17 protein-coding genes are annotated in these 19,871 nt (G+C 58.5%); 6 read left to right on the top strand and 11 right to left on the bottom strand.

The window, feature by feature from the left end; translation table 11 throughout:
- Positions 1-22 precede the first annotated feature (22 nt).
- Positions 23-1,612 (bottom strand): MBL fold metallo-hydrolase, encoded by a 1,590-nt coding sequence (locus B015_RS0110195; protein ID WP_018427589.1) that lies wholly within the window; start codon positions 1,610-1,612, stop codon positions 23-25.
- 139 nt (positions 1,613-1,751) lie between these two features.
- Between B015_RS0110195 and B015_RS0110190 the strand changes: the two genes are divergently transcribed.
- The gene (locus tag B015_RS0110190) at positions 1,752-2,228 is read left to right on the top strand and encodes an NUDIX domain-containing protein (protein ID WP_157632708.1); all 477 of its coding nucleotides are present in this window, start codon (positions 1,752-1,754) and stop codon (positions 2,226-2,228) included.
- A 35-nt stretch (positions 2,229-2,263) separates the two neighbouring features.
- On the opposite strand, the gene B015_RS0110185 is transcribed toward B015_RS0110190, so the two are convergent.
- The 3 genes from B015_RS0110185 to B015_RS0110175 all read right to left on the bottom strand — a co-directional run bounded on the left by B015_RS0110185 (position 2,264) and on the right by B015_RS0110175 (position 5,143).
- A complete protein-coding gene (locus B015_RS0110185; RefSeq protein ID WP_051091956.1) occupies positions 2,264-2,851 on the bottom strand; it encodes a helix-turn-helix domain-containing protein in 588 nt (195 codons plus the stop codon).
- Positions 2,852-3,021: 170 nt separating this feature from the next.
- Positions 3,022-3,645 (bottom strand): response regulator FixJ, encoded by a 624-nt coding sequence (fixJ, locus tag B015_RS0110180; RefSeq protein WP_018427586.1) that lies wholly within the window; start codon positions 3,643-3,645, stop codon positions 3,022-3,024.
- Positions 3,632-5,143, bottom strand: coding sequence for a PAS domain S-box protein (locus B015_RS0110175; protein ID WP_018427585.1), 1,512 nt, complete (start codon positions 5,141-5,143; stop codon positions 3,632-3,634). Before B015_RS0110175 ends, fixJ begins: the two co-directional genes overlap by 14 nt.
- A 206-nt stretch (positions 5,144-5,349) precedes the next feature.
- Here B015_RS0110175 and B015_RS0110170 point away from each other — a divergent pair, with 206 nt between their 5' ends.
- Positions 5,350-5,997 carry a BON domain-containing protein gene (locus B015_RS0110170; protein ID WP_018427584.1) on the top strand — a complete coding sequence of 216 codons (648 nt, stop codon included), beginning with the start codon at positions 5,350-5,352 and terminating at the stop codon, positions 5,995-5,997.
- Between the two features lie 23 nt (positions 5,998-6,020).
- Complete coding sequence (locus B015_RS0110165; protein ID WP_018427583.1) at positions 6,021-7,004, top strand: zinc-dependent alcohol dehydrogenase family protein; 984 nt, start codon at positions 6,021-6,023, stop codon at positions 7,002-7,004.
- 6 nt (positions 7,005-7,010) lie between these two features.
- Here the strand turns inward: B015_RS0110165 and B015_RS0110160 are convergent, their stop codons facing one another.
- From B015_RS0110160 to B015_RS0110145, 4 genes are all read right to left on the bottom strand, one after another.
- Positions 7,011-7,598, bottom strand: a complete 588-nt coding sequence (locus B015_RS0110160; protein ID WP_018427582.1) for an NAD(P)H-dependent oxidoreductase — start codon at positions 7,596-7,598, stop codon at positions 7,011-7,013.
- A gap of 14 nt (positions 7,599-7,612) precedes the next feature.
- Positions 7,613-10,216, bottom strand: coding sequence for a magnesium-translocating P-type ATPase (mgtA, locus tag B015_RS0110155; RefSeq protein ID WP_018427581.1), 2,604 nt, complete (start codon positions 10,214-10,216; stop codon positions 7,613-7,615).
- A 75-nt stretch (positions 10,217-10,291) separates the two neighbouring features.
- On the bottom strand, positions 10,292-10,678 hold the full coding sequence (locus B015_RS0110150; protein WP_026227115.1) for a hypothetical protein: 387 nt from the start codon (positions 10,676-10,678) through the stop codon (positions 10,292-10,294).
- A 277-nt stretch (positions 10,679-10,955) separates the two neighbouring features.
- A complete protein-coding gene (locus tag B015_RS0110145) occupies positions 10,956-12,824 on the bottom strand; it encodes a heavy metal translocating P-type ATPase (RefSeq protein WP_018427579.1) in 1,869 nt (622 codons plus the stop codon).
- Between the two features lie 302 nt (positions 12,825-13,126).
- On the opposite strand from B015_RS0110145, the gene B015_RS33815 reads away from it, so the two are divergent.
- Together B015_RS33815 and B015_RS0110135 are read left to right on the top strand one after the other, a co-directional pair.
- Positions 13,127-13,447 carry a hypothetical protein gene (locus B015_RS33815; RefSeq protein ID WP_018427578.1) on the top strand — a complete coding sequence of 107 codons (321 nt, stop codon included), beginning with the start codon at positions 13,127-13,129 and terminating at the stop codon, positions 13,445-13,447.
- Between the two features lie 89 nt (positions 13,448-13,536).
- Complete coding sequence (locus B015_RS0110135; RefSeq protein ID WP_018427577.1) at positions 13,537-14,358, top strand: universal stress protein; 822 nt, start codon at positions 13,537-13,539, stop codon at positions 14,356-14,358.
- A 251-nt stretch (positions 14,359-14,609) separates the two neighbouring features.
- Here B015_RS0110135 and B015_RS30725 read toward each other — a convergent pair whose 3' ends face one another.
- A complete protein-coding gene (locus B015_RS30725; RefSeq protein WP_018427576.1) occupies positions 14,610-14,954 on the bottom strand; it encodes a hypothetical protein in 345 nt (114 codons plus the stop codon).
- Positions 14,955-15,100: 146 nt separating this feature from the next.
- On the opposite strand from B015_RS30725, the gene B015_RS0110125 reads away from it, so the two are divergent.
- Positions 15,101-17,809, top strand: coding sequence for a bifunctional acetate--CoA ligase family protein/GNAT family N-acetyltransferase (locus B015_RS0110125; RefSeq protein WP_026227114.1), 2,709 nt, complete (start codon positions 15,101-15,103; stop codon positions 17,807-17,809).
- Positions 17,810-17,813: 4 nt separating this feature from the next.
- Here B015_RS0110125 and B015_RS0110120 read toward each other — a convergent pair whose 3' ends face one another.
- Positions 17,814-19,349 (bottom strand): bifunctional aminoglycoside phosphotransferase/ATP-binding protein, encoded by a 1,536-nt coding sequence (locus B015_RS0110120; protein WP_018427574.1) that lies wholly within the window; start codon positions 19,347-19,349, stop codon positions 17,814-17,816.
- Positions 19,350-19,378: 29 nt separating this feature from the next.
- Entirely contained in the window at positions 19,379-19,804 is a 426-nt protein-coding gene (locus tag B015_RS0110115; protein ID WP_018427573.1) for a c-type cytochrome, read from the bottom strand.
- Positions 19,805-19,871: the final 67 nt, after the last annotated feature.

Here is a 19,871-nt window from a genome sequence, read left to right as displayed (position 1 = left end):
CCAGGCCGTCCAGCTCGATGCGTCACGATCGTTCGGTTGTCAGGGCTCGGCGCAACCGACGAATGACGGCAGACCGTCCACGTTCGTCCGCCTGCTGACTGACGGCCTGGCTTACATCAAGCAGCAATTCCGATAACTCGTTGTGCCAATCAAGGCGGGCGACCTTGCCCGGCAACAGACGCTTCGGTTCGTTGAAATCAACCCTTTGTGCGCCGGCCCTACGGAGATCGAAGGCTTCGTCAAGTTGTGGTGCAATGATACGTTCCGGAGAGACGAATGCCGCCAGGCGTGCCTTCAGTCCAGACAGGCCAGTTTCTTCGCCATGGGTCAGGAATACCCCTTCATGGATAGGCAGTCGCGCCCTTACCCAATCCTCGAGCTCGCTGGCATCGGCGTGGCCCGAATACAGGTCGAGCAGTCTGATCCGAGCCTTGACTTGAAACTCCTCTCCCTGAATTCGTACTCGTTCGGCCCCGTCGAGGAGTATGCGTCCCAGCGTTCCCTGGGCCTGAAATCCGGCAAGCATCACCGTTGCGTTCCTCCGCCACAGATTCGCCTTCAGATGGTGTCGGATGCGACCTGCATCGCACATGCCGCTTGCTGCGATCACGACGTAGAACCCGCTGAGGCGATTGATCGCCTTGCTTTGCTCAACTGTTTCCGTGAAGCGAATTTCGCGAGAACTGAGGGCCTGCCTGAGCACATCGCCTTCCTGGATTTCGTCGGCATGTCGCTCGAAGATTGTGCTGGCGCGAGTGGCTAGCGGCGAATCCACGAAGACATCGGCCTTGGGAATCTGCCCCTCGCGCATCAACCAGAACAGGTCGACAAGCAACTCCTGCGTTCGTTCGACGGCAAACGATGGGATGATAAGCGGACCACTTGCCGCGAGCGCGCCTTGCACCTCTTGCAAGAGCAGGGACCTACGTCGCTGAGGGGTGATTTCTCCTCGCTCCCGATCTCCATAGGTCGATTCGCAAATCAGATAGTCGACATCCGTCGGCGCTTCCGGATCCGGCTGCAGAAGTTTGTGAGCCGGACCGACATCTCCGGAAAACAATAGTCTGAGCGGCTTGTCCGAAAAATTGATCTCAATTTCGACTGAAGCGGACCCCAACAGATGCCCGGCGTTCCAAAACCTGACCCGCACACCAGCTACGACTTCGAACCATTCTCTATATTGCCTGGCATGGAAGAGCGTCATGCACTTTGCCGCGTCTTCCGCCGTGTATATGGGTTCTACTGCCATACGACCCCGTTGGGCGTTGCGGCGATTGAGGTGCTCAACTTCCATTTCCTGGATGTGAGCGCAATCGGGCAGCATGACCGAGCAGAGATCGATCGTGGCTCGAGTGGCATGTATGGGACCGGAGAACCCGTGCTTCATCAGCTTGGGAAGCAACCCACTGTGATCGATGTGGGCATGGGTCAGCACGACCGCGTCAATCCTGCTCGGATCGAATGGAAAGTCTCCGTAATTGAGCTCCCGTTCAGATTTCGACCCTTGGAAGAGACCACAGTCGATCAGTATCCTCTGGTCCCCGACTTCAAGCTCGTAACAAGAGCCAGTCACTGCATGGGCAGCGCCATGGAAACGCAGACGTGGCACCATTTCTTGACGCTCCCGAATGTTGCTCACATGGCGTGGATCGCCGATCGAGACTGAAGTTTCCCCGAGTTTCAGCTGCGAACCTTGACCGGGGTCAATTTCGGTCTGAAACTTCTGGTCTCATTCCGAGATGGTGCGGGCGTTGGCAAGGAAGAGCGCAGGCATACTAGCGTTCAGGCGAACGCAAGGGTTCGTGGAAGTCCTGCTTGCACATCCGGGCGGGCCGTTCTGGAGCAAACGCGATCTTGGCGCCTGGTCCATGCCCAAAGGCGAGTATGCCGGCGACGAGGAATCGGAGGCAGCGGCTAGGCGAGAGTTCCAGGAAGAGACAGGCATCGAAGTGACGGGCAAGCTCATTCCGCTCGGCACCGTCCGCCAGCATAGTGGGAAGCTGGTCACCGCCTTTGCCGTGGAAGCCGACATCGATATGGCTGATTTCAAAAGCAACCTGTTTGCCATGGAGTGGCCGCCCCACAGCGGCCAAGACAAGCTCTTCCCGGAGGTGGACCGAATTGAGTGGTTCTCGTTGGACGACGCGAGCAACAAGCTCGTCGCCGGACAGCGACCATTGTTGGATTTACTGAGCCAAGCAACTGCGAGCGCAGCCTCTGCGGAATGATGCTCGGGCCAGTGACTGGGACAATGCCCAGCCATCTATTCGCACATAACCAATAGCGCCTGCATTTTGACGATTTCAACCGTTCTCAAGGACACCAGCCGCATGATGCCTTGTCCGCGCAGTCTGGTGAAAACGCGTGACACGGTTTCAAGCGACAGGCCTAGATAATCGGCAATGTCTGTCCGTGACATCGGCAGTTCAAAGCGTTCGAGCCCACCCTGACGCTCGAACATGTCCAGCAAAAAGGCGGCAACTCGCTCAGGGGCATTCTGACGGCCGAGAACGAGGAGATGCTCCTGGGCGCGCACCAGGCCGCGCAGCGCCAGAGGCAGAAGTGTTGCCGACAAATCAGCGGTTGCCGACACTCTCATGGAAAGTGTCGAGGTGGCACCGACGGCCTCCGCGAAGAAATGATGGCGACTATCCGCCTCGAATCCGAACACTTCGCCAGGCAGATGAAATGCAGAGATTTGCCTACGGCCATCAGCCAGCAGCCTATAGACTCGGACGCAACCGAACTTCACCACATAGAAGCAGCTCGCGTCGCTTCCTGGGGAGAAAATTTCGCAGCCTGCTGGATGGAATGACGCGGGCATTGGAACTCCGAATGCCGGCAGAGGCATCTGGCCCAATAGCGTGTCCCAATTAGACCCCGTGGTACTGTCGACCTTGCCCTGAGGATGCATTGCTCTCTCCCGCGGTAACCGGGAGATTCATCGCGCATGAGCCGCCGCAGAGAAATTCGGTTATGTCACTAGGGGAGAATACGTAGTCACGTGATGGTTGGGGGCTGTCAATGTTGCCCGGCACCAAGCCCCGCTTCGATGGCCATTCTCACCAGTTCGGGAAGGCTTCGCGCTTCCATCTTGGACATTACGTTCGCCCGGTGAACCTCGACGGTTCGAGGACTGATATCGAGATCGTATGCGATGGTTTTGTTCGGAAGTCCCGCCACGACCGCAACGAAGACCTCGCGCTCGCGATCGCTCAACAACGCCGCTCGAGCGCGAATGGCAGATATGTCCTCGTGAACGGCCTGCCTTCCGATGCTAGCGATGGCCCGGTCAACAGCCGAGATCAAGACATCGTCCTTGAACGGCTTTTCGATAAAATCGAAGGCTCCCGCTTTCATGGCTTCGACGGCAAGTGGAACGTCGCCATGTCCCGTAATCACTATCGCGGGAATGGTGCTGGATAGCTGGCGGAGCCGCTGCAGCAATTCGATCCCGTCTACATCGGGCATACGTAAGTCAGTCACCAAACAACCATTACGGATAGTTGGTGCCACGGATAGGAACGCTACGGCAGACTCATGCTGGCGCACAGTATACCCGGACATAGTAAGCAGGAACGCCAGTGACTTTCTCACCGGTTCCTCATCGTCGACGACGTGGACGACGCTCTCACCCTTGTCCATCGGCTGTCTCCTGTCCGAAAGCGGGCAAGGTGAAACGGAATGTCACCCCGCCATGGGCATTCTTCCGCATGTTCAGCTCCCCCCCGTGTGCCTCCACGATGCGTTTGGCAATCGAGAGGCCAATGCCCATACCGCTGGCCTTGGTCGTCACGAAGGGCTGGAACAGGCGCGCTGCAACCTCGTCGGAAATGCCAGGCCCGGTGTCGGAGACTTCAACGGCGACTTCGCCTGGCTTTCCGGAGGCCGTCCGCACAGTCAGAAGCCGCGTATCGCTGTCACGCATGGCTTCGATGCCGTTGCGCATGAGATTGGTCAGTACTTGTTGAATCTGGACTCTGTCGACCATCACCATCCCTGTTCCGGGACCGAAATCAAAAACTGATCGAACGCCTCGTTCTCTTGACCCCATCAGAGCCAAAGCACCGGCCTCTTCGACAAGCTTATGAATGTCCTCGGGCGCTTTCTCGGTCTCCCCGCGCATCACGAATTCCCGAAGATGGCGGATAATCTCTCCTGCTCGGAGTGACTGCGTCGCAATCTCTTGCAAAACTTCTGGAAGTTGGCCTGCTACTTGATCTGGGTGTTCTCGCAGCATGCGAAGAGACCCTTGCGTGTAGTTTGCAATTGTCGACAGCGGCTGATTGAGTTCGTGCGCAAGCGTTGAAGCCATTTCTCCCAGTTCGTTGAGGCGGGCGAGCCTCGCCAGCTCGCCTTGAATTTCCTGAAGCCGAGCTGCAGATTCTTCTCGTTCGGTCAAATCGCGTATGAACCCGGTGAAATAGATCTTATCGCCGGACTTCATCTCGCCCACGGCCAGAGTCATCGGAAACGTGGAACCATCCTTCCTGCGGCCGACCACCACGCGATCGACCCCAATGATGCGCTTCTCGCCAGTGGTCAGGTACCTGCGGATGAAGCCATCGTGACCGCTTCGATATGGCTCCGGCATGAGGATTCGAACATTTTGGCCCCTGACTTCCTCTTCCAAGTAGCCGAACTGCCTGACTGCTGCCGTGTTGAAGGAAACGATGGTTCCATCTCGTTCGATGACAACCGAAGCGTCGAGGACAGTGTCCAATATCGACTTGAGATGAGCTTCGCGCTCAACGAGCCTATGCTTCGTTTCTTCATTGACACTCCAGGCCCGATGCAACAGTTCCCCCATTGCCGCCAGAGCCAAGCCGACGAGGGTGAAAACCAGCAGCGCACCGACACCAGTGTTGCCCTCCAGCTTGAGCCCGCCAATGTAGAACGCGCCAATAACGGACAGGACAACTGAAACCAGCCCAGGACCCGCACCGCCTGTCATCGCAGCTATGAGGATTGCCGGGACGAAGAGTATGAAAGTGGCGCTGTCAGCCAGAAAGCCATGGAGAAGAATACGTGCCAAAAACGCGAATGCCACGACTGAACAGGCAAAAAGGTATGCTTTTCCCCCACAGTAAATAAAAGGGAACCTTACTTTGTGGAACGGTTTGGAAATGGCATCTTCGGCCATGACCACTTCCCGATGTTGCCTCACCCAGACCCGCTGGAAAGCGGTCCTTCACCCTGGTTTTCTTATACATCCATCTATCGCGAAGGGCTACGAGTTGCACTCGTGACATGGTTGCTCGCCAAAATTTGACAAGGATCAATGCAGCCGAGGGGCTCTGGCAGAGACTGGTCTTTCTGCGTTTGCGGCGACAACAAGGAGTTCGATCGATGTCTGATATCGCCCTCAGACAAGATGTCCTCGACGAATTGGATTTCGAACCCAGCATCAATGCAGCCCATATCGGAGTGTCTGTCGATCACGGTGTCGTCACTCTGACTGGGCATGTTTCGACCTATGCTCAGAAGGCTGCGGCAGAAGGAGTTGTTCGACGTGTGAAGGGGGTAAGGGGGATCGCTCAAGATATTGAAGTCCGGCCTTTCGGTGCCCACGCCACTGCTGACGACGAGATCGCGAGACGAGCGGTTACTATCCTTGCATGGAATACGACAATTCCTGAGAACGCGGTCCAAATCACGGTCCAGCACGGCTGGGTGACCCTCACAGGCAGCGTCACTTGGCAGTATCAGAAAACCGCAGCAACTGACGTGGTGCAACGCTTGGGTGGCGTGGTCGGCATCTCCAACAACATTGAAATCAGGCCGCACCTGACATCGGCCGATGTCCGCAAGAAGATCAAGTCGGCCTTGGTACGCAGTGCTGAAATCGAAGCCCAAGCGATCCAGGTTTCGATGGCCGATGGAATCGTCCGACTGGAGGGCCACGTCCGCACATGGTCGGAGCGCATGGCGGCCGAACGCGCAGCATGGTCCATCCCCGGAGTTACCCAGGTGGACGACCGAATTTCGGTGAGTTGAAGGCGTATCGGGGGCCCGCAGCAATGAAGGCCATGTTGCTTGAGCATGTGCGCCAACCGCTTCGGCTTGTTGAGAGGGCGGATCCTTCCCCCGGACCCAGGCAGATCCGCCTGCGTGTAGAAGCCTGCGCTGTATGCCGAACCGATCTTCATGTTGTGGACGGAGACCTTCCAAATCCGAAGTTGCCGTTGATTCCGGGGCACGAGATTGTCGGCATTGCTGACCTAGTCGGATCTGATCTCGACAGTTCCTTGCTCGGCCATAGGTTCGGCGTACCGTGGCTGGGTCGAACATGCGGCGACTGTCGCTATTGCAGGGCAGGCAGCGAGAACCTCTGCAATTCACCCTTATTCACAGGCTACACAGCGGACGGCGGCTTCGCGACCCATGTGTTGGCCGGCGTGGACTATGCCTTTGAACTCGATCCACGTGACAACCCGGTGGCGCAGGCCCCCCTGCTATGCGCTGGACTGATCGGATGGCGATGCTTGAAGAAGGCGGGTGATGCCAAGCGGCTGGGACTGTTTGGCTTTGGCGCGGCAGCCCACATCATTGCCCAAGTCTCCGTCTGGCAAGGGCGGCAAGTCTTTGCCTTCACCAAACCGGGCGACGTGACAGCCCAGGGATTGGCCCGCCAGCTTGGGTGTATTTGGGCGGGTAGTTCGGAAGATCAACCTCCAGCAGAACTCGACGCGGCGATCATCTTCGCCCCGGTCGGCTCGCTCGTGCCAGCGGCGCTCGCACTGGTTCGGAAAGGTGGGCGCGTCGTCTGCGGCGGCATTCATATGAGCGATATTCCGGCCATGCACTACGAACTGTTATGGGGCGAGCGTGAAGTCGTTTCAGTGGCGAACCTCACCCGCCGCGATGGCGACGAATTCTTCGCCATTTCCAAGCAGGCGAAGGTCACGGCTCGCACTACCGCCTACCTGCTTCACAAAGCCAACGACGCGCTCGACGACCTTCGGTCGGGCCGAGTCAGCGGGGCGGCCGTCCTGGTACCGTAGTGCGGGTTAATGGGCGCGCCTGCCGAGCTGTTCGATTTGGCAGATCCATTTCAATCGCCGTGCTTCTCCGGTACCCACGGGGCCGAGGAGTGTTTCATGAACGGGCTTGATCCCCACGAAATTCAGAACCCCTCGGCGCATGCCGGCGATCCCGTGGTTGAGGAACCACAGCCGATAGAAGATCGACGGCATTCCCATGGTCACCACGATCCGGGCGGATCGGCCCCGCAGCAGGGCTTTTGTCAGCATTCCCTTGTTTTCCGGGTACTGGAAGGCCACTCCTGGCCGCATCGTCTGTTCGAGGAATCCTTTGAGCAGCGCCGGCATGGTGCCGAGCCACAAGGGAAATACGAACACCAGGTGTTCAGCCCAGACGATCGCATCGGCAGCCGCTCGCAATGGTTCAGGGACAGTACCGTGCTCGAACTCTTCGGCGGTCCTCAACAGCGGGAAGTCTGTGACCGCCAGATCGATCTGACGGATCTGATGGCCCGCGCTCTCCGCCGCGGCAGCATACGCTTTCGCAAGCACGCGACAAAAGCGATCGGGGGAAGGATCCGGGTGACCAATTATGATGAGGATGCGTCGAGTCATGGAGATAACTCCGTTCACTGCGACCTGCTCGCCAATCCGCCAACAAGGGCACGCTTCGTTGGACTGTGGAGGCCAGTGTTAGAAACTCCAGAAGTCGCGAAGAACCGGACCTTCAACCATTCCGTCGTCATCACATAAGCGAGTGTGATGCAAAGCAGCCCTCCCATGGTTGTTAGCGACAACGGCACGAACCCAAACCAGACAGCCACTGGCGAATAGGACAGGCTAACCGCAACGGTGCCAACGAGTAGCGTAAGCGACACAAGCGTCCGGCTGGGCCGGCTTGACCAAGCAGGCTTGTGGGTCCGAATGACCAGAACGGTGGCAAGTTGGGTAAGCAACGATTCAGTGAACCAACCAGTCTGAAACACCGAAGCGCCGGCGTGAACCACGAACAATAGGAAGGCGAACGTTGCCGCGTCGAACAAGGAACTGACCAAACCGAAACGGATCATGAAGCGACGAATGAACGAGATGTCCCATCTCCTCGGTCGCCTGGTTTCATCTATATCGACATTGTCAGTTGCGATCGACAAAGACGGGAGGTCGGAGAGAAAGTTGTTGAGCAGTATCTGCTTCGCCAAGAGGGGAAGAAAGGGCAGGAAAAGCGACGCAATGGCCATACTGATCATGTTGCCGAAGTTCGAGCTAGTCGTGATGGCGATGTACTTCATCGTGTTGGCGAAGGTCTTTCGTCCATCGTCGATTCCCACCATGAGAATCCCAAGGTCCCGTTCGAGCAGAATGATATCGGCCGCCTCACGCGCCACATCGACGGCTTGGTCCACCGAGATGCCGACATCGGCCTGGTGGAGTGCCGGCGCGTCGTTGATGCCATCCCCTAGGTAGCCGACAATCCGGCCCCGTCTCTTGAATGCTTCGACGATCCGTTCCTTCTGGTTGGGGTCGATCTCGGCAAAAATGTCGATGTCTTCGACACGCGCGAACAGGGCTTCCTTCGTCATGTGAACCAGTTCGTCGCCGGTCAATATCGCGTCGGGGGCTAGGCCTATAGCCTTGGCAAGATGCCTGGCAACGTGTCGGTCATCGCCACTGATCATTCGAACTGATACGCCGCGCCTGGCGAGTTCCTTCAGCGCGTCAGCCGAGCTCTCCTTTGGAGGGTCGAAAAACAGCAGAAAGCCCGCGAGCGTGAGGTCCATTTCATCGCCGCGGGTGAAACCTTCAGTCTTCAGAAACTGACGGACAGCCAGGGCAATAACGCGAAAGCCCTGTTCGCTCCACGACCGAACCTGGTCATCGATATCGGCCCGACGCTGATCGGAGAGTTTTTCAGCCGTTTGTCCGTCTGTTTCAGTCTCGCACACATCCAGCATCGTCCGGACCGCACCCTTGCAGATCATCAGCGAGCCGCCTTCGACTCTGCGGACGATAACGGACAGGCGCTTGCGGGCGAAGTCGTAGGGAATCTCGTCGAGCTTAACCCCTTGCCCGCCCAGGGGCTGCTGCTCCGGGATGCCGACATTGACGATCGCTTCGTCGAGTGGATTCTTGATCCCAGTCTGGAGCGACGCGTTCAGTTTCGCCCAGGCAAGCAGCTGATCGGATGGTCGCCCACGCGAATCTACCCATCGGTCAAGCCGAATAGCTCCTTCGGTTAATGTCCCCGTCTTGTCCGTACACAGGACATCCATGCTGCCCAGGTTCTCAATTGCCTCGAGCCGTCGGACGATCACGCCATTCTTGGCCATGACCGCGGCCCCACGAGCGAGCGTAACGCTGATGATCGCAGGCAACAGTTCCGGAGTAAGGCCGACCGCCAGTGCGAGAGAAAAGAGCAGCGATTCTGCCAACGGCCTGTGGAGCAACAGGTTGACCACAAATACGACGATCACAATCGCCAGCATCACCTCGGTCATGAGGTATCCGAATCGCCGGATACCCTTGGCAAAGCCGCTTTCCTCTACCCGCCTCTCGACTGCATCGGCGATCGCTGCAAACTCTGTGGCGCTTCCTGTTGCGACGGCGAGTACGGTGGCCGTGCCGCTGCGGACGGATGTCCCTGTGAAGACAGAATTCGTCCGTTGCCCCAGTGGCGTTTCTGCCCCGACCACTCCCATGGTTTTCAGGACGGGAAAGGATTCGCCAGTCAGGACCGCCTCACTGACGTTGAAGTCGCGGGCATCGACGATGAGGCCGTCGGCAGCAATCATGTCCCCAGCGGATAACTTGAGAAGATCGCCGGGAACAACCTCATCTATGGCAACGTCGGTCTCGACACCATTGCGCAAAGCCCTGACTCTTCGAAGCAATTGACGCTTCAGGGCCAATGCGGCCTTGGACGCACCGTACTCTTGCGTGAAGCCCAGGCCGCAACTCGCCAGCAATATCAGGCAGATAATAATCGCTTCCTGCGCCTCTCCCATCAGCGACGACACGGCCGCGGCAAACATGAGTATGAGCACCAAAGGACTGCGGACTTGCCGAAGCACCAGGCGGAGCGCCTCTCCGCCCGAGCGACCTTGAATGGCGTTGATTCCGTGAAGCGCACGACTTTGGTTCGCTTGTGCGGCGGTCAAACCGCCTGGGTTCGTGCCCAGCGCGGTCATGACCTCCGCTAACGGCATCGACCAATAGGGATCACGCTGCGGATTCATCGGCTTGCCCCTTCGAGGGTACTCCAGATGTCAGAGGGAACCACTAACAGAACAGCCGGAGGGCCAACTGAGATGTCACGGCCGCTCGACCCTGGCGACCTGGTAGGTATGCATGGCTTGTTTTCGTCCGATCGAGACGTATTCGCCGACGGTGAAACGTTCGTCGTTCAGACGAAAGCCAATCTCATCGTCCCGGTCTCCGTCAGAATAGTCGAAATACCACTGCCCGCCCGGCTTTCGCCTCAGCAATCCAATGCGGTCTTCGCTCCCGTCGCCGAACTTTCGGACGCGGCAGAACGCCTGGTGCGTCTTCCAGTCGGCAGCATCAAGCCGACCTTCAGCATCGAGCGGGACAAGCAAATCGTATCCTACCTCTCGATCCCCGATGGGATGTCCCTTTTCGCGGGCCAGAAGCAACCGCACGTTCCGAAAGCCAGGTGTCAAATCTGCCAACGAAGTCATAGCGCAATCCTCTATTTGCCCTGACATAGCGCTCGATCGCGCAGGACGGCATTGATCCGCGTCAAATTGACGATGACCAGGACATGCACCCGTAAGGACGAAGACAGCCGCGCCCAGCGCCATGGCTATGAGCGTCGCCAGAAGCATGCCTCCAGCAAACGATCGAGCTCGTTCCGTTCTTGCCACCCACGCTTGAAACCAACCAGGAGCCCGATCGCCAGCGCAAGTCCGAGGCGTGCTATGGCACCCATTGGTCACCTGCAGTAGAAGCGGCTCGTCATTGGTATCCCACTTTGCGTTTCCCATGGTCACCGAGGGCCCGCAAAGCATTGAGAATGACCGCAACGTCTATCGCCTCCTGAAGAAGCGCCCCAGAGACAGGCGATAGAAAGCCAAAGGCGGCGGCGATCATCGCCAATGCAGATAGCCCGATGCCAGCCACGATGCTTTGTCTTGCGATCATGGTAGTCCGGCTCGCGATTTCAACCGCCGTCGCCACAGCCCCTAAGCTGTCTGTCAGGACGACCACATCTGCAGCCTCGGAAGAGGCTGTTGCTCCGCGAGCCCCCATCGCAACACCCACTGTGGCCATCGCTAGTGCTGGAGCATCGTTGATGCCGTCGCCGACCATCATGGTAGCTGCCTTGCTGCTCTCGGCATTCACAACAGCCACCTTGTCAGCGGGTGACGCGTCCGCAACGACGAGGTCCAGCGGGAGAGTGGCCGCTATCCGATTGGCGGCATCTGCATCATCGCCTGTCAGCATTATGCTGCGCCGCACGCCGGCATTCCGAAGCCGGGTCACCGCCGAAACAGCATCCGCCCGAAGGCTGTCGCCAAGAACCAAGACCGCTGCAAGACGGCCCTCGACAGCCATGTACACAACAAGAACCGGATGCCCCTGATATCGGGACACCACCCGTTCCGCCCAAGCGGGGGGCGCTGAAGCCGCCAAGATTAGGGACCGGGAACCAGCGGAGACTCTGGTTCCTGAAATGGTTCCGATCAACCCCGATCCTCTATGCTCACAAACGCCATCAGGGCGCGTCAAGGTGAGCCCCCTGTTTCTGGCGAGGGCAACGACCGCTGAGGCGAGAACGTGGTGAGATGCCTGTTCTAGGGAACCCAGCAAACGTAGAAGTTCATCTTCGTCTCTTCCCGGGGCAATTTGCATCTCGATCAGTTGAGCGCCGCCATGGGTGAGTGTGCCTGTCTTGTCGAAGATGGCGGTCCTCACTTTGGCGAGTGCTTCCAAAGCCGTGCTGCCCTTCATCAGAACACCCTGGCGTGCCGCGCGGGAGACTCCGGCTATGAAAGCGATCGGCGCCGCGAGAATGAGCGGACACGGTGTTGCCACGACCAGCACGGCGAGCGCTCGCACTGGGTCACCTGAAACATGCCATGCGGCAGCTGCCACGATCAGCGTGAGGGGCAACAACACCAACGCAAATCGGTCGGCCAGACGGATGAATGGCGCTTTGGCAGTCTGAGCCGCCTCGACCATTCTGACGATGCCGGCATAGGTGCTTTCTGCCGCGACGGCAGTGGCGCGCATGTGAAACATTTCTCCTGCGTTCACCGTGCCGCTGCGGACTGCATCTCCCTGCTTGCATGCTCTTAAGAACGGCTCCCCGGTGATGGCGGACTCATCGATCCTGGTGTCATCATCGAGCAGCACGCCATCGACGGGCAGCACCTCGCCGGCCCGAACCATCAATTCGTCTCCAACCGAAACGCTCCCGATTGATATGCTCTCGAGGACCTCGCCGCGGCGGCGATGAGCAATCCTCGGTGACCGGTCAGTCAAGGCCTTCAGATCACTTTGGGCACGACCACGAGCATAGTCCTCAAGGACATTGCCCCCCATGTACATGATCGCGACAACTATGGCTGCCAAGTCCTCACCGAGCCAAAGCGCCACACTCATTGACACAAGAGCAATGGCATCGACACCAAAACGACCAGCCCACAGATCTCGGACAATGGAGAGTGCGAGGGCGGCGATCACCGGAGCGCTTGCGAAGGCCCAAATGCTGTCAGCCAGATTTTCCATGCCGAGCTGAAAATGTGTCGCAAACCCAGCGGCGAGCCCTAAGACGGCGATCGCCAGTATGATCTTTCTGAGCAAGGGTTCGTTGACGGGCATGTTCCCTCGATCGCTTTGCACGACAACAGGTACGAGTCTGCCGTCGCCATTCCGACTGCAGACGGCAGCCGCGTCCCGCCTACGTTCGAGTCACATTGCGACAAGATCGTCAGAGAGGACGCTACCTTCAGTTTGACTATCGGAGCGCTGCGCAAGCGCCTTGATCCACGTCAATTTGAATCCGCGCTCGCTCCGACCTCAAACCAAAACACTGCTCTCCAGCGATTTGATGCGCGTCAAAGCCGAACGGCCAATTGCAGCGCGCTCTGCCAGCAATTGGTCTGCATTTTGGGAGACGCACCATGGCTGCCACAGACATCTCTTCCGCACCTAACTCCGCCGCCGCGACAGCAAACGGGACCAAGCTGCGCCTGGGCCCGTCGACGGCCCTTGTCATCGGTTCGATGGTCGGATCCAGGGTGTTCAGCCTGCCGCAAAACAGGACCGCTGGCGCAGGTCCTCTTGCCATTGTGATTGGCTGGGCCATTACCGCCATCGGCATGCTGGCGGCGATGGAATTCGCCCGCGCGACGGGCAGGCCTGGCGCAATCGGACGCATCGAAGACGCTGCGGCTATCGTGGTTGTAACAAAGGACACTGTCGCGCCAGACAATCCGTATTGAACACGGATTGAAAGTTGATCCGCGTCAAGGTCTTTGCCGCAGCTTCCGTCATCTTACGACCACTTAAGTCCTGATTTCGAGGCGCAGCCATGAGCTACAAATCCATCCTAGTGAACATCGATATCGACGGACCGGTCGTTCCGATTGTGAAGTTGGCAGTCGATATCGCGAGATCCTACGACGCAAGGCTAATCGGTCTCTGCGGGGGTGATGCACCGCTGCCAATGGCAACGCCGGAAGGCGGGGTCATCATTTCGGAAGCATGGCAACTGATGCGTGACGATATCGAGCAGCGTTTCACGGAAGTACGCGCAGAGTTCGACCAGTTGACCGCAGGATCAGTACGGACCGAATGGCGGCAAAGCCTGACCAGCCCCACCCATGCGGTCGTCCAGGCAGCCCAATCGGCGGATCTCATCGTCATGGCGGCCTCAGAGGGCGCGGCTACCGGGGACTCCTATCGGCATGCCAGTCCCGCCAGTGTCGTTCTTCGTGCGGGCCGTCCGGTTTTGGTCGTGCGCGATAAGGTTGAACAGTTCAGCGCCGAGCGCATCATTGTGGCTTGGAAAGACACACGCGAAGCCCGACGCGCCGTGGCCGATGCAATGCCTCTGCTTGTCGCGGCCAAAGAAGTGACGGTGGTGACCGTGACGGCTGAGGCCGATCAAGTCATTCGAGATGGCCTAAACAATGTAGTAGCCTTCCTGGCGGAACACGGCATCAAAGCCACGCCAAGATTGATCGAAAGCCCCGACGAATATCTCATGCTGTTCAATTTCATCGACCATAGCGGTGCTGACCTCGTGGTGTCGGGCGCGTACGGGCACAGCCGATTGAGAGAGTGGGCGTTCGGTGGGGTCACGCGCGCATTGCTCGATGAAGCCCGGGTCAATCGGTTGTTATCAAGTTGAGAGCATCTCGCCCAACCGGCGGCGAGGACCGAGGCCGAAGCGGCTTTCGGTCCTTCGTTGAAGAGTCTCGTCGGCAGCTTTTTTTGAGCACGCCGACAGTTGAACACTAGTCAGCGCATCCGACTACCGCTTCGACGACCTGGGCAGCGCCTCGCAATATTTTCTCGCGAGCCTCCGAACGGAACAACACTTGTTGTGAGCCATTGCGTGATCCTTGAAGGTCTGGAGATTGCCGGATCCGTCAGGATGCTTCACTTGCTCGTCGGCGATTTCTGGGCATTGCCACCCATCATCCCAGTGCCGCATCCGGATGGCTTGTGTTCCCATTCGGAGTCTTGTGGCAGGGTGATCCCCAGTTCCGCTGCGCGTTTCTGCATGGCCTCATGGTGCTCGGCCCGGATAGCGTCGCATTCCTCGTCGGACTTCGCGCTACGCATCCGGTCCATCATCGTGGCCATCTCATCCGCGGACATCATTTGATGACCTTGGAACATCAGCGGGCCACGCATCTGGGCCAGAGTGCCTGGGACTTCGCTGGTCAGGGCAACAATCGCGACTGCCGCACCCAGCATGAGCTTGGTGAACTGCATGTTCATTTGGTTCCTCCTTTTTCACAAATGGAGCACGGGTTGACCCGACGAGCCTTGATGCATGTCAATCTGAACGGCGACATCGGGAATTGATCTAGGGCAATGCGTCCTGCAACGCGGAGCCGTACTGGTCCATGGAGGAGGAAGTCGCTTTGACCATCCGCAACCTGGAATTCGTGCTGCATCCCAGATCGATCGCCGTATTCGGCGCATCGACCCGGCTCGGTTCGGTAGGCGCGGTGGTTATAGAAAACATTGTCCAGGGAGGGTTCGAAGGCCAGATCTGGCCAGTCAATCCGAAGCACCGTGAGATCGCAGGCAGACCTTGCTATCGAACCGCCAAAGAACTTCCCGAGGCGCCCGATCTCAGCGTGATCGTTACCCCTGCCGAAACGGTTCCAGGCATTGTCCGGGATCTCGGCGACATAGGCTGCAAGGCGGCCGTCGTAATCACTGCCGGCCTGACGGTGGAAAACGGCCTCAAGCAGGCAATGCTCGAGGCCGCAAAGCCCAATCTGTTTCGAATAGTGGGGCCTAACACGCTTGGCTTGCTCACGCCCAAGCTGAATCTCAACGCCAGCTTTTCGCATTGCAATGCGTCCACGGGCGGCATTGCGCTGCTTTCCCAGTCCGGGGCGATCGTGACAGCGCTGGTAGACTGGTCACTCGACAACAATGTCGGCTTTTCCCACATCGTGTCCCTGGGCGACATGGCCGATGTTGATGTTGGCGACTACCTTGACCTGCTCGCAAGTGACCCGTCCACGCATGCGATCCTAATGTACCTGGAAACTATCCCCCATCCGCGGAAATTCATGTCGGCCGCACGGGCTGCAGCTCGGCTCAAACCGGTGGTGGCGATAAAATCAGGCCGACATGATCAGGCTGCGAAAGCGGCGATGACACACACTGGAGCACTTGCCGGGAGTGATCGCGCGGTCAGCGCTGCTTTCACCCGGGCGGGAATTCTTCGCGTCGGAGGTCTCATTGAGCTGTTCGATGCGGCAGAGATACTAGCTCTGCTGGGGCCGCTTCAACAAACCCGCCTGGGCATCGTAACCAACGGCGGCGGTGCCGGAGTCCTCGCTGTCGACGACTTGCTTGATCGCCGTTGTGAACTCGCTGCGTTCTCTCTCGCGACGATCGAACGCCTGAACGCCTGCCTGCCGCCAACCTGGTCGAAGGGAAACCCGGTAGACATCATCGGTGACGCATCGCCACGTCGATATGCCGATGTCATTCAAGCCGTGGCAGCCGACCCCGGAACCGATGCCCTGATGGTTCTCAATTGTCCGACTGGCCTCGCCTCGGCGACCGATGCGGCATCCGCGGTTTCCACAATCGCGCAAAATGGAAAGATAAACGGAAAGCCGTTGATCACCTGTTGGCTTGGGGAAAGCACAGCACGACAGGGGCGGCACCTTTTGCAGAACGCAGGGGTCCCGAGTTTCGAGACTCCGGCTGAGGCAGCTCAGGCAGCATCATATCTCGGCGAGTGGTCGCGAGCCCAGGCCGCGTTGATGCGAGTGCCGCCAGAGTCTGGGGGCGCATCCTTGGCTGACCGCTCCCACGCGACAGCAATCTTCCGGGCGGCTGCGGCTGATGGACGGCAAATGTTGACGGAGGCCGAAGCGAAAGAGGTTATCGCGGCATATGGCATCGCAACGCCAAAGACCGTAGTCGCAAGGTCCCCCTCAGATGTCGAGAAGGCCGCGGCAGCTATGCTCCAGACTGTCGACAAGGTCGTCGTCAAACTTGTGTCCAGGGACATCTCTCACAAGTCAGACGTTGACGGGGTGGCTCTCGACCTGGGTTCTGCTGAAGCTGCGCGGGATGCCGCCGAGGCCATCTGCCTTCGCATACAGCACTCTGCGCCTGATGCGTCGGTGGACGGTTTCACGGTCCAGCCCATGATTAGCGGGCGGGGGGCATACGAACTGCTCGTAGGCATCCATCAAGACCCGATTTTCGGGCCTGTGATAATGTTTGGAAGCGGCGGCGTTGCCGTTGAATTGCTTGACGACACGGCAGTGTCTTTGCCTCCGCTCGACGATGTATTGGCCGGAGATCTCATAGACAATACGCGGGCAGGCCGATTGTTGGCAGGATATCGTGATCGCGAACCAGCCAATCGAGCCGCCATATTGGGTGCCTTGGACAGTGTCTCGCGACTGGTCGTCGACTTTCGCTGCATCAAGTCAATGGACATCAATCCTCTGTTGTCGGATCGCGAGGGAGCGGTCGCCCTGGATGCCCGCATTCAGTTCGATCCATCGTTGATCGAGGCCCCTCCACCCAATGCCGATCTCGTCATTCGTCCATATCCATCAAAGTGGGAGCGAGACATCGAGGTCAAAGGGCAGCGATACGTCATCCGGCCGATCAAGCCGATAGATGTCGCTCTCTATCCGGAATTCTTGGGCAAGGTCACGCAGGAAGACATGCGACTGCGGTTTCTCAGTCCCCGCAAGCACTTTCCGGACCAGATGCTGAAGCGAATGACCCAGCTCGACTATGACCGCGAGATGGCCTTTGTAGTCATTGCGCGTGGTGGTGAAGAGCTCGCAGGCATTGGCCGCCTCTCATGCGACCCGGATCATGTCGTCGCAGAATATGCGCTGCTCGTCCGAACGGATCTGCAGGGTCAAGGCATCGGCTGGGAACTGCTCAACCAGCTTATCGACTATGCCCGTGAGGACGGAATCTCCAGGATCGAAGGCATGATCCTCGCCGAGAACCGCAAGATGCTGTCCATGTGCCGCGTACTTGGGTTTGTGATCCAGCATGAAATCGACGACCCCGGCCTCTGCCGAGCGTCGCTGCTGCTGAAACCTCGCGCGAATGCCGAAGCCAGCGACTGACAGTTCAGCAGGAAACCTCGTGATCTATGGCGACCAGAATGTCTGAGACAACGCCAGCAGGTGTCTGGGCGGCATTCAAGCTTTTCCAGTCAACATCGGCAACCGACCTGCGAAGCTGATGCGACAGCACGTCCACCGTCGCATCTGACACACCCCCACTTCGCTCGCTCACCCGCGACCAAAGCAGGTTGGCATCGGCCTCCAACCAAAATCCCGAAAATGGCACGCCCCGTTCTCTGGCGCAGAGCTCCATTCTGTCCCTGTCTTTCGGACGCTCGAAAACGGCATCTGCCACCACCGAGCTCCCCTGCGACAGGATAAGTCCCGCACGCCACGCCATCTCCGAATAGACGCGCTCGGAAACCTCGGGGGCATAGGCCCTGTTGGGGAGCCGGGTTTCGGGTGCCACACCATGAAGGATTTTCCGAATGCGATCGCTTTCGACGATACGTGCGCCTGGCGGAGCTCCAATATGCGCTGCAAGCGCTTCCGCGACCGTCGTCTTGCCGGAGCCGCTGAGGCCCCCGATCGCCACGAGACGGGGCAGGCAAGCGACCAGAAGTTGATGCGCGAGCTCGAAGTACGATCGTGCATCCCCTGCAAGTCGCGTCTTTTGGGGCCCGCCTTCTTCGGCCTGCGTGGCAGTGACGTGCGCGCGTACAGCGGCACGGATTGCCATCAACAGCGGCAGGAGTACGAACCCGTCCTCGTCGTCTGCCTCATCAAGATAGCGGTTCGCAACCAGGTTAGAAAGCTCGGGCAGACCCCGATGCCAAAGATCCATCAGCAAGAACGCGAGGTCGTAGAGGACATCGACCGTAGAGATGTCGTCGTTGAACTCGATGCAGTCGAACAGACGGGGCTTGCCCTGGAAGAGGCATATGTTGCGCAAGTGAAGGTCGCCATGGCATCGGCGCATCTTTCCATGTCGTTCCCGACTGTCTAGCAGGCCCGCGTGCCGTTGCAGGGTCGTCCGGAAGAGGCCATCGAACTCCTCGACCTCGGATCTGGAGAACACATGGCTCGTGCCAAAACCTGCAAGATTGATATCGAGCACCCGCTGCAGATTGGCAGCACCTCCGCAGTCATGGGACACAGGCACATCACGATGAAACCTGATGATCGTCCGGGCAACATCGGTCATCAGTTGTGGTGTCAATTCATCTGCCACTGCCATCTTGTCGAGCAAGGCAGATTGATCGAAACGCCGCATCTCGACCACAGCGTCAACGAGATCTCCCGTTCCATCAAACTCCAGGCGGCCGTCAGGTCTTCTCGTCAACCGTCTCACCCCGAGATAGAGCTCCGGTGCCGTCGTTGAGTTGCGGTCCACCTCCAGCTGACAAACAGCAAGCCTACGATCGGCTGAAGAGAAGTCCACGTACGGAAGCTGCACCGCACGCTTCATCTTGAACGCGCGGTCTCCTGCAAGGAACACGCGTGAAATGTGCGTCTCGATCAATTCCACGGGCCGCGGATCACCATGACTGGTGGCATCCAACAAGAACTCAACTGCTTCGACCTGTTTATCGGTGATCATTATCCATACCCTCGATCCATCCTGTGGTCTCAGGGGACTGCACCCTCGTTCCTCGAACTCTGCAGGCTCTCGATGAACGTTGCCAGCTCGTGAATCCTTGCCTGCGTCACGACGGGTCCGTCGTCCGGCCCATAAATACGCTTATCGCTCAAAAGAAATTGCTGCCCCCAGACGGGCATGTCGCGCTCGCCATGACCTGGAACAACATAACGCCCATCAATTGTCGCCAGCACACGCCGATAGGGAAACTCGCCGCCGTTCTTTTCTGCAAGCAGGGTCAGATCTGTCGGCACCCTTCGTAATTCCGCAGCCAGAGGGCCGTCGCCCTTTCCGCCACTTCCGTGGCAGGCGGCGCATGAGTTCAGAAACTCGGTTTTCCCGTAGCTCATCTCTTGAGCATGAAGAGAAATTAAGCTGCCTGAAACCAATACAGCGACTGTGATCAAGCGTTTCATATGGCGGCCTCAGCCCATTGGGTTGGAGCCTAATGTCCCTGTCATGCGAAACCTTGATACGGATCAA

The sequence above is a fragment of the Hoeflea sp. 108 genome (assembly GCF_000372965.1).
Lineage (GTDB): Bacteria > Pseudomonadota > Alphaproteobacteria > Rhizobiales > Rhizobiaceae > Aminobacter.
This window is presented reverse-complemented; position numbering and strand designations above follow the sequence as displayed.

Excerpts from the sequence above, each read along its gene's own strand:
- B015_RS0110185 (WP_051091956.1), bottom strand. The coding sequence starts at position 2,851 with ATGCCTCTGCCGGCATTCGGAGTTCCAATGCCCGCGTCATTCCATCCA.
- B015_RS0110175 (WP_018427585.1), bottom strand. The coding sequence starts at position 5,143 with ATGGCCGAAGATGCCATTTCCAAACCGTTCCACAAAGTAAGGTTCCCT.
- B015_RS0110120 (WP_018427574.1), bottom strand. The coding sequence starts at position 19,349 with ATGATCACCGATAAACAGGTCGAAGCAGTTGAGTTCTTGTTGGATGCC.
- B015_RS0110135 (WP_018427577.1), top strand. The coding sequence starts at position 13,537 with ATGAGCTACAAATCCATCCTAGTGAACATCGATATCGACGGACCGGTC.
- B015_RS0110165 (WP_018427583.1), top strand. The coding sequence starts at position 6,021 with ATGAAGGCCATGTTGCTTGAGCATGTGCGCCAACCGCTTCGGCTTGTT.
- mgtA (WP_018427581.1), bottom strand. The coding sequence starts at position 10,216 with ATGAATCCGCAGCGTGATCCCTATTGGTCGATGCCGTTAGCGGAGGTC.
- B015_RS30725 (WP_018427576.1), bottom strand. The coding sequence starts at position 14,954 with ATGAACATGCAGTTCACCAAGCTCATGCTGGGTGCGGCAGTCGCGATT.
- B015_RS0110170 (WP_018427584.1), top strand. The coding sequence starts at position 5,350 with ATGTCTGATATCGCCCTCAGACAAGATGTCCTCGACGAATTGGATTTC.
- B015_RS0110145 (WP_018427579.1), bottom strand. The coding sequence starts at position 12,824 with ATGCCCGTCAACGAACCCTTGCTCAGAAAGATCATACTGGCGATCGCC.
- B015_RS0110150 (WP_026227115.1), bottom strand. The coding sequence starts at position 10,678 with ATGACTTCGTTGGCAGATTTGACACCTGGCTTTCGGAACGTGCGGTTG.
- fixJ (WP_018427586.1), bottom strand. The coding sequence starts at position 3,645 with ATGGACAAGGGTGAGAGCGTCGTCCACGTCGTCGACGATGAGGAACCG.
- B015_RS33815 (WP_018427578.1), top strand. The coding sequence starts at position 13,127 with ATGGCTGCCACAGACATCTCTTCCGCACCTAACTCCGCCGCCGCGACA.
- B015_RS0110195 (WP_018427589.1), bottom strand. The coding sequence starts at position 1,612 with ATGGTGCCACGTCTGCGTTTCCATGGCGCTGCCCATGCAGTGACTGGC.
- B015_RS0110115 (WP_018427573.1), bottom strand. The coding sequence starts at position 19,804 with ATGAAACGCTTGATCACAGTCGCTGTATTGGTTTCAGGCAGCTTAATT.
- B015_RS0110160 (WP_018427582.1), bottom strand. The coding sequence starts at position 7,598 with ATGACTCGACGCATCCTCATCATAATTGGTCACCCGGATCCTTCCCCC.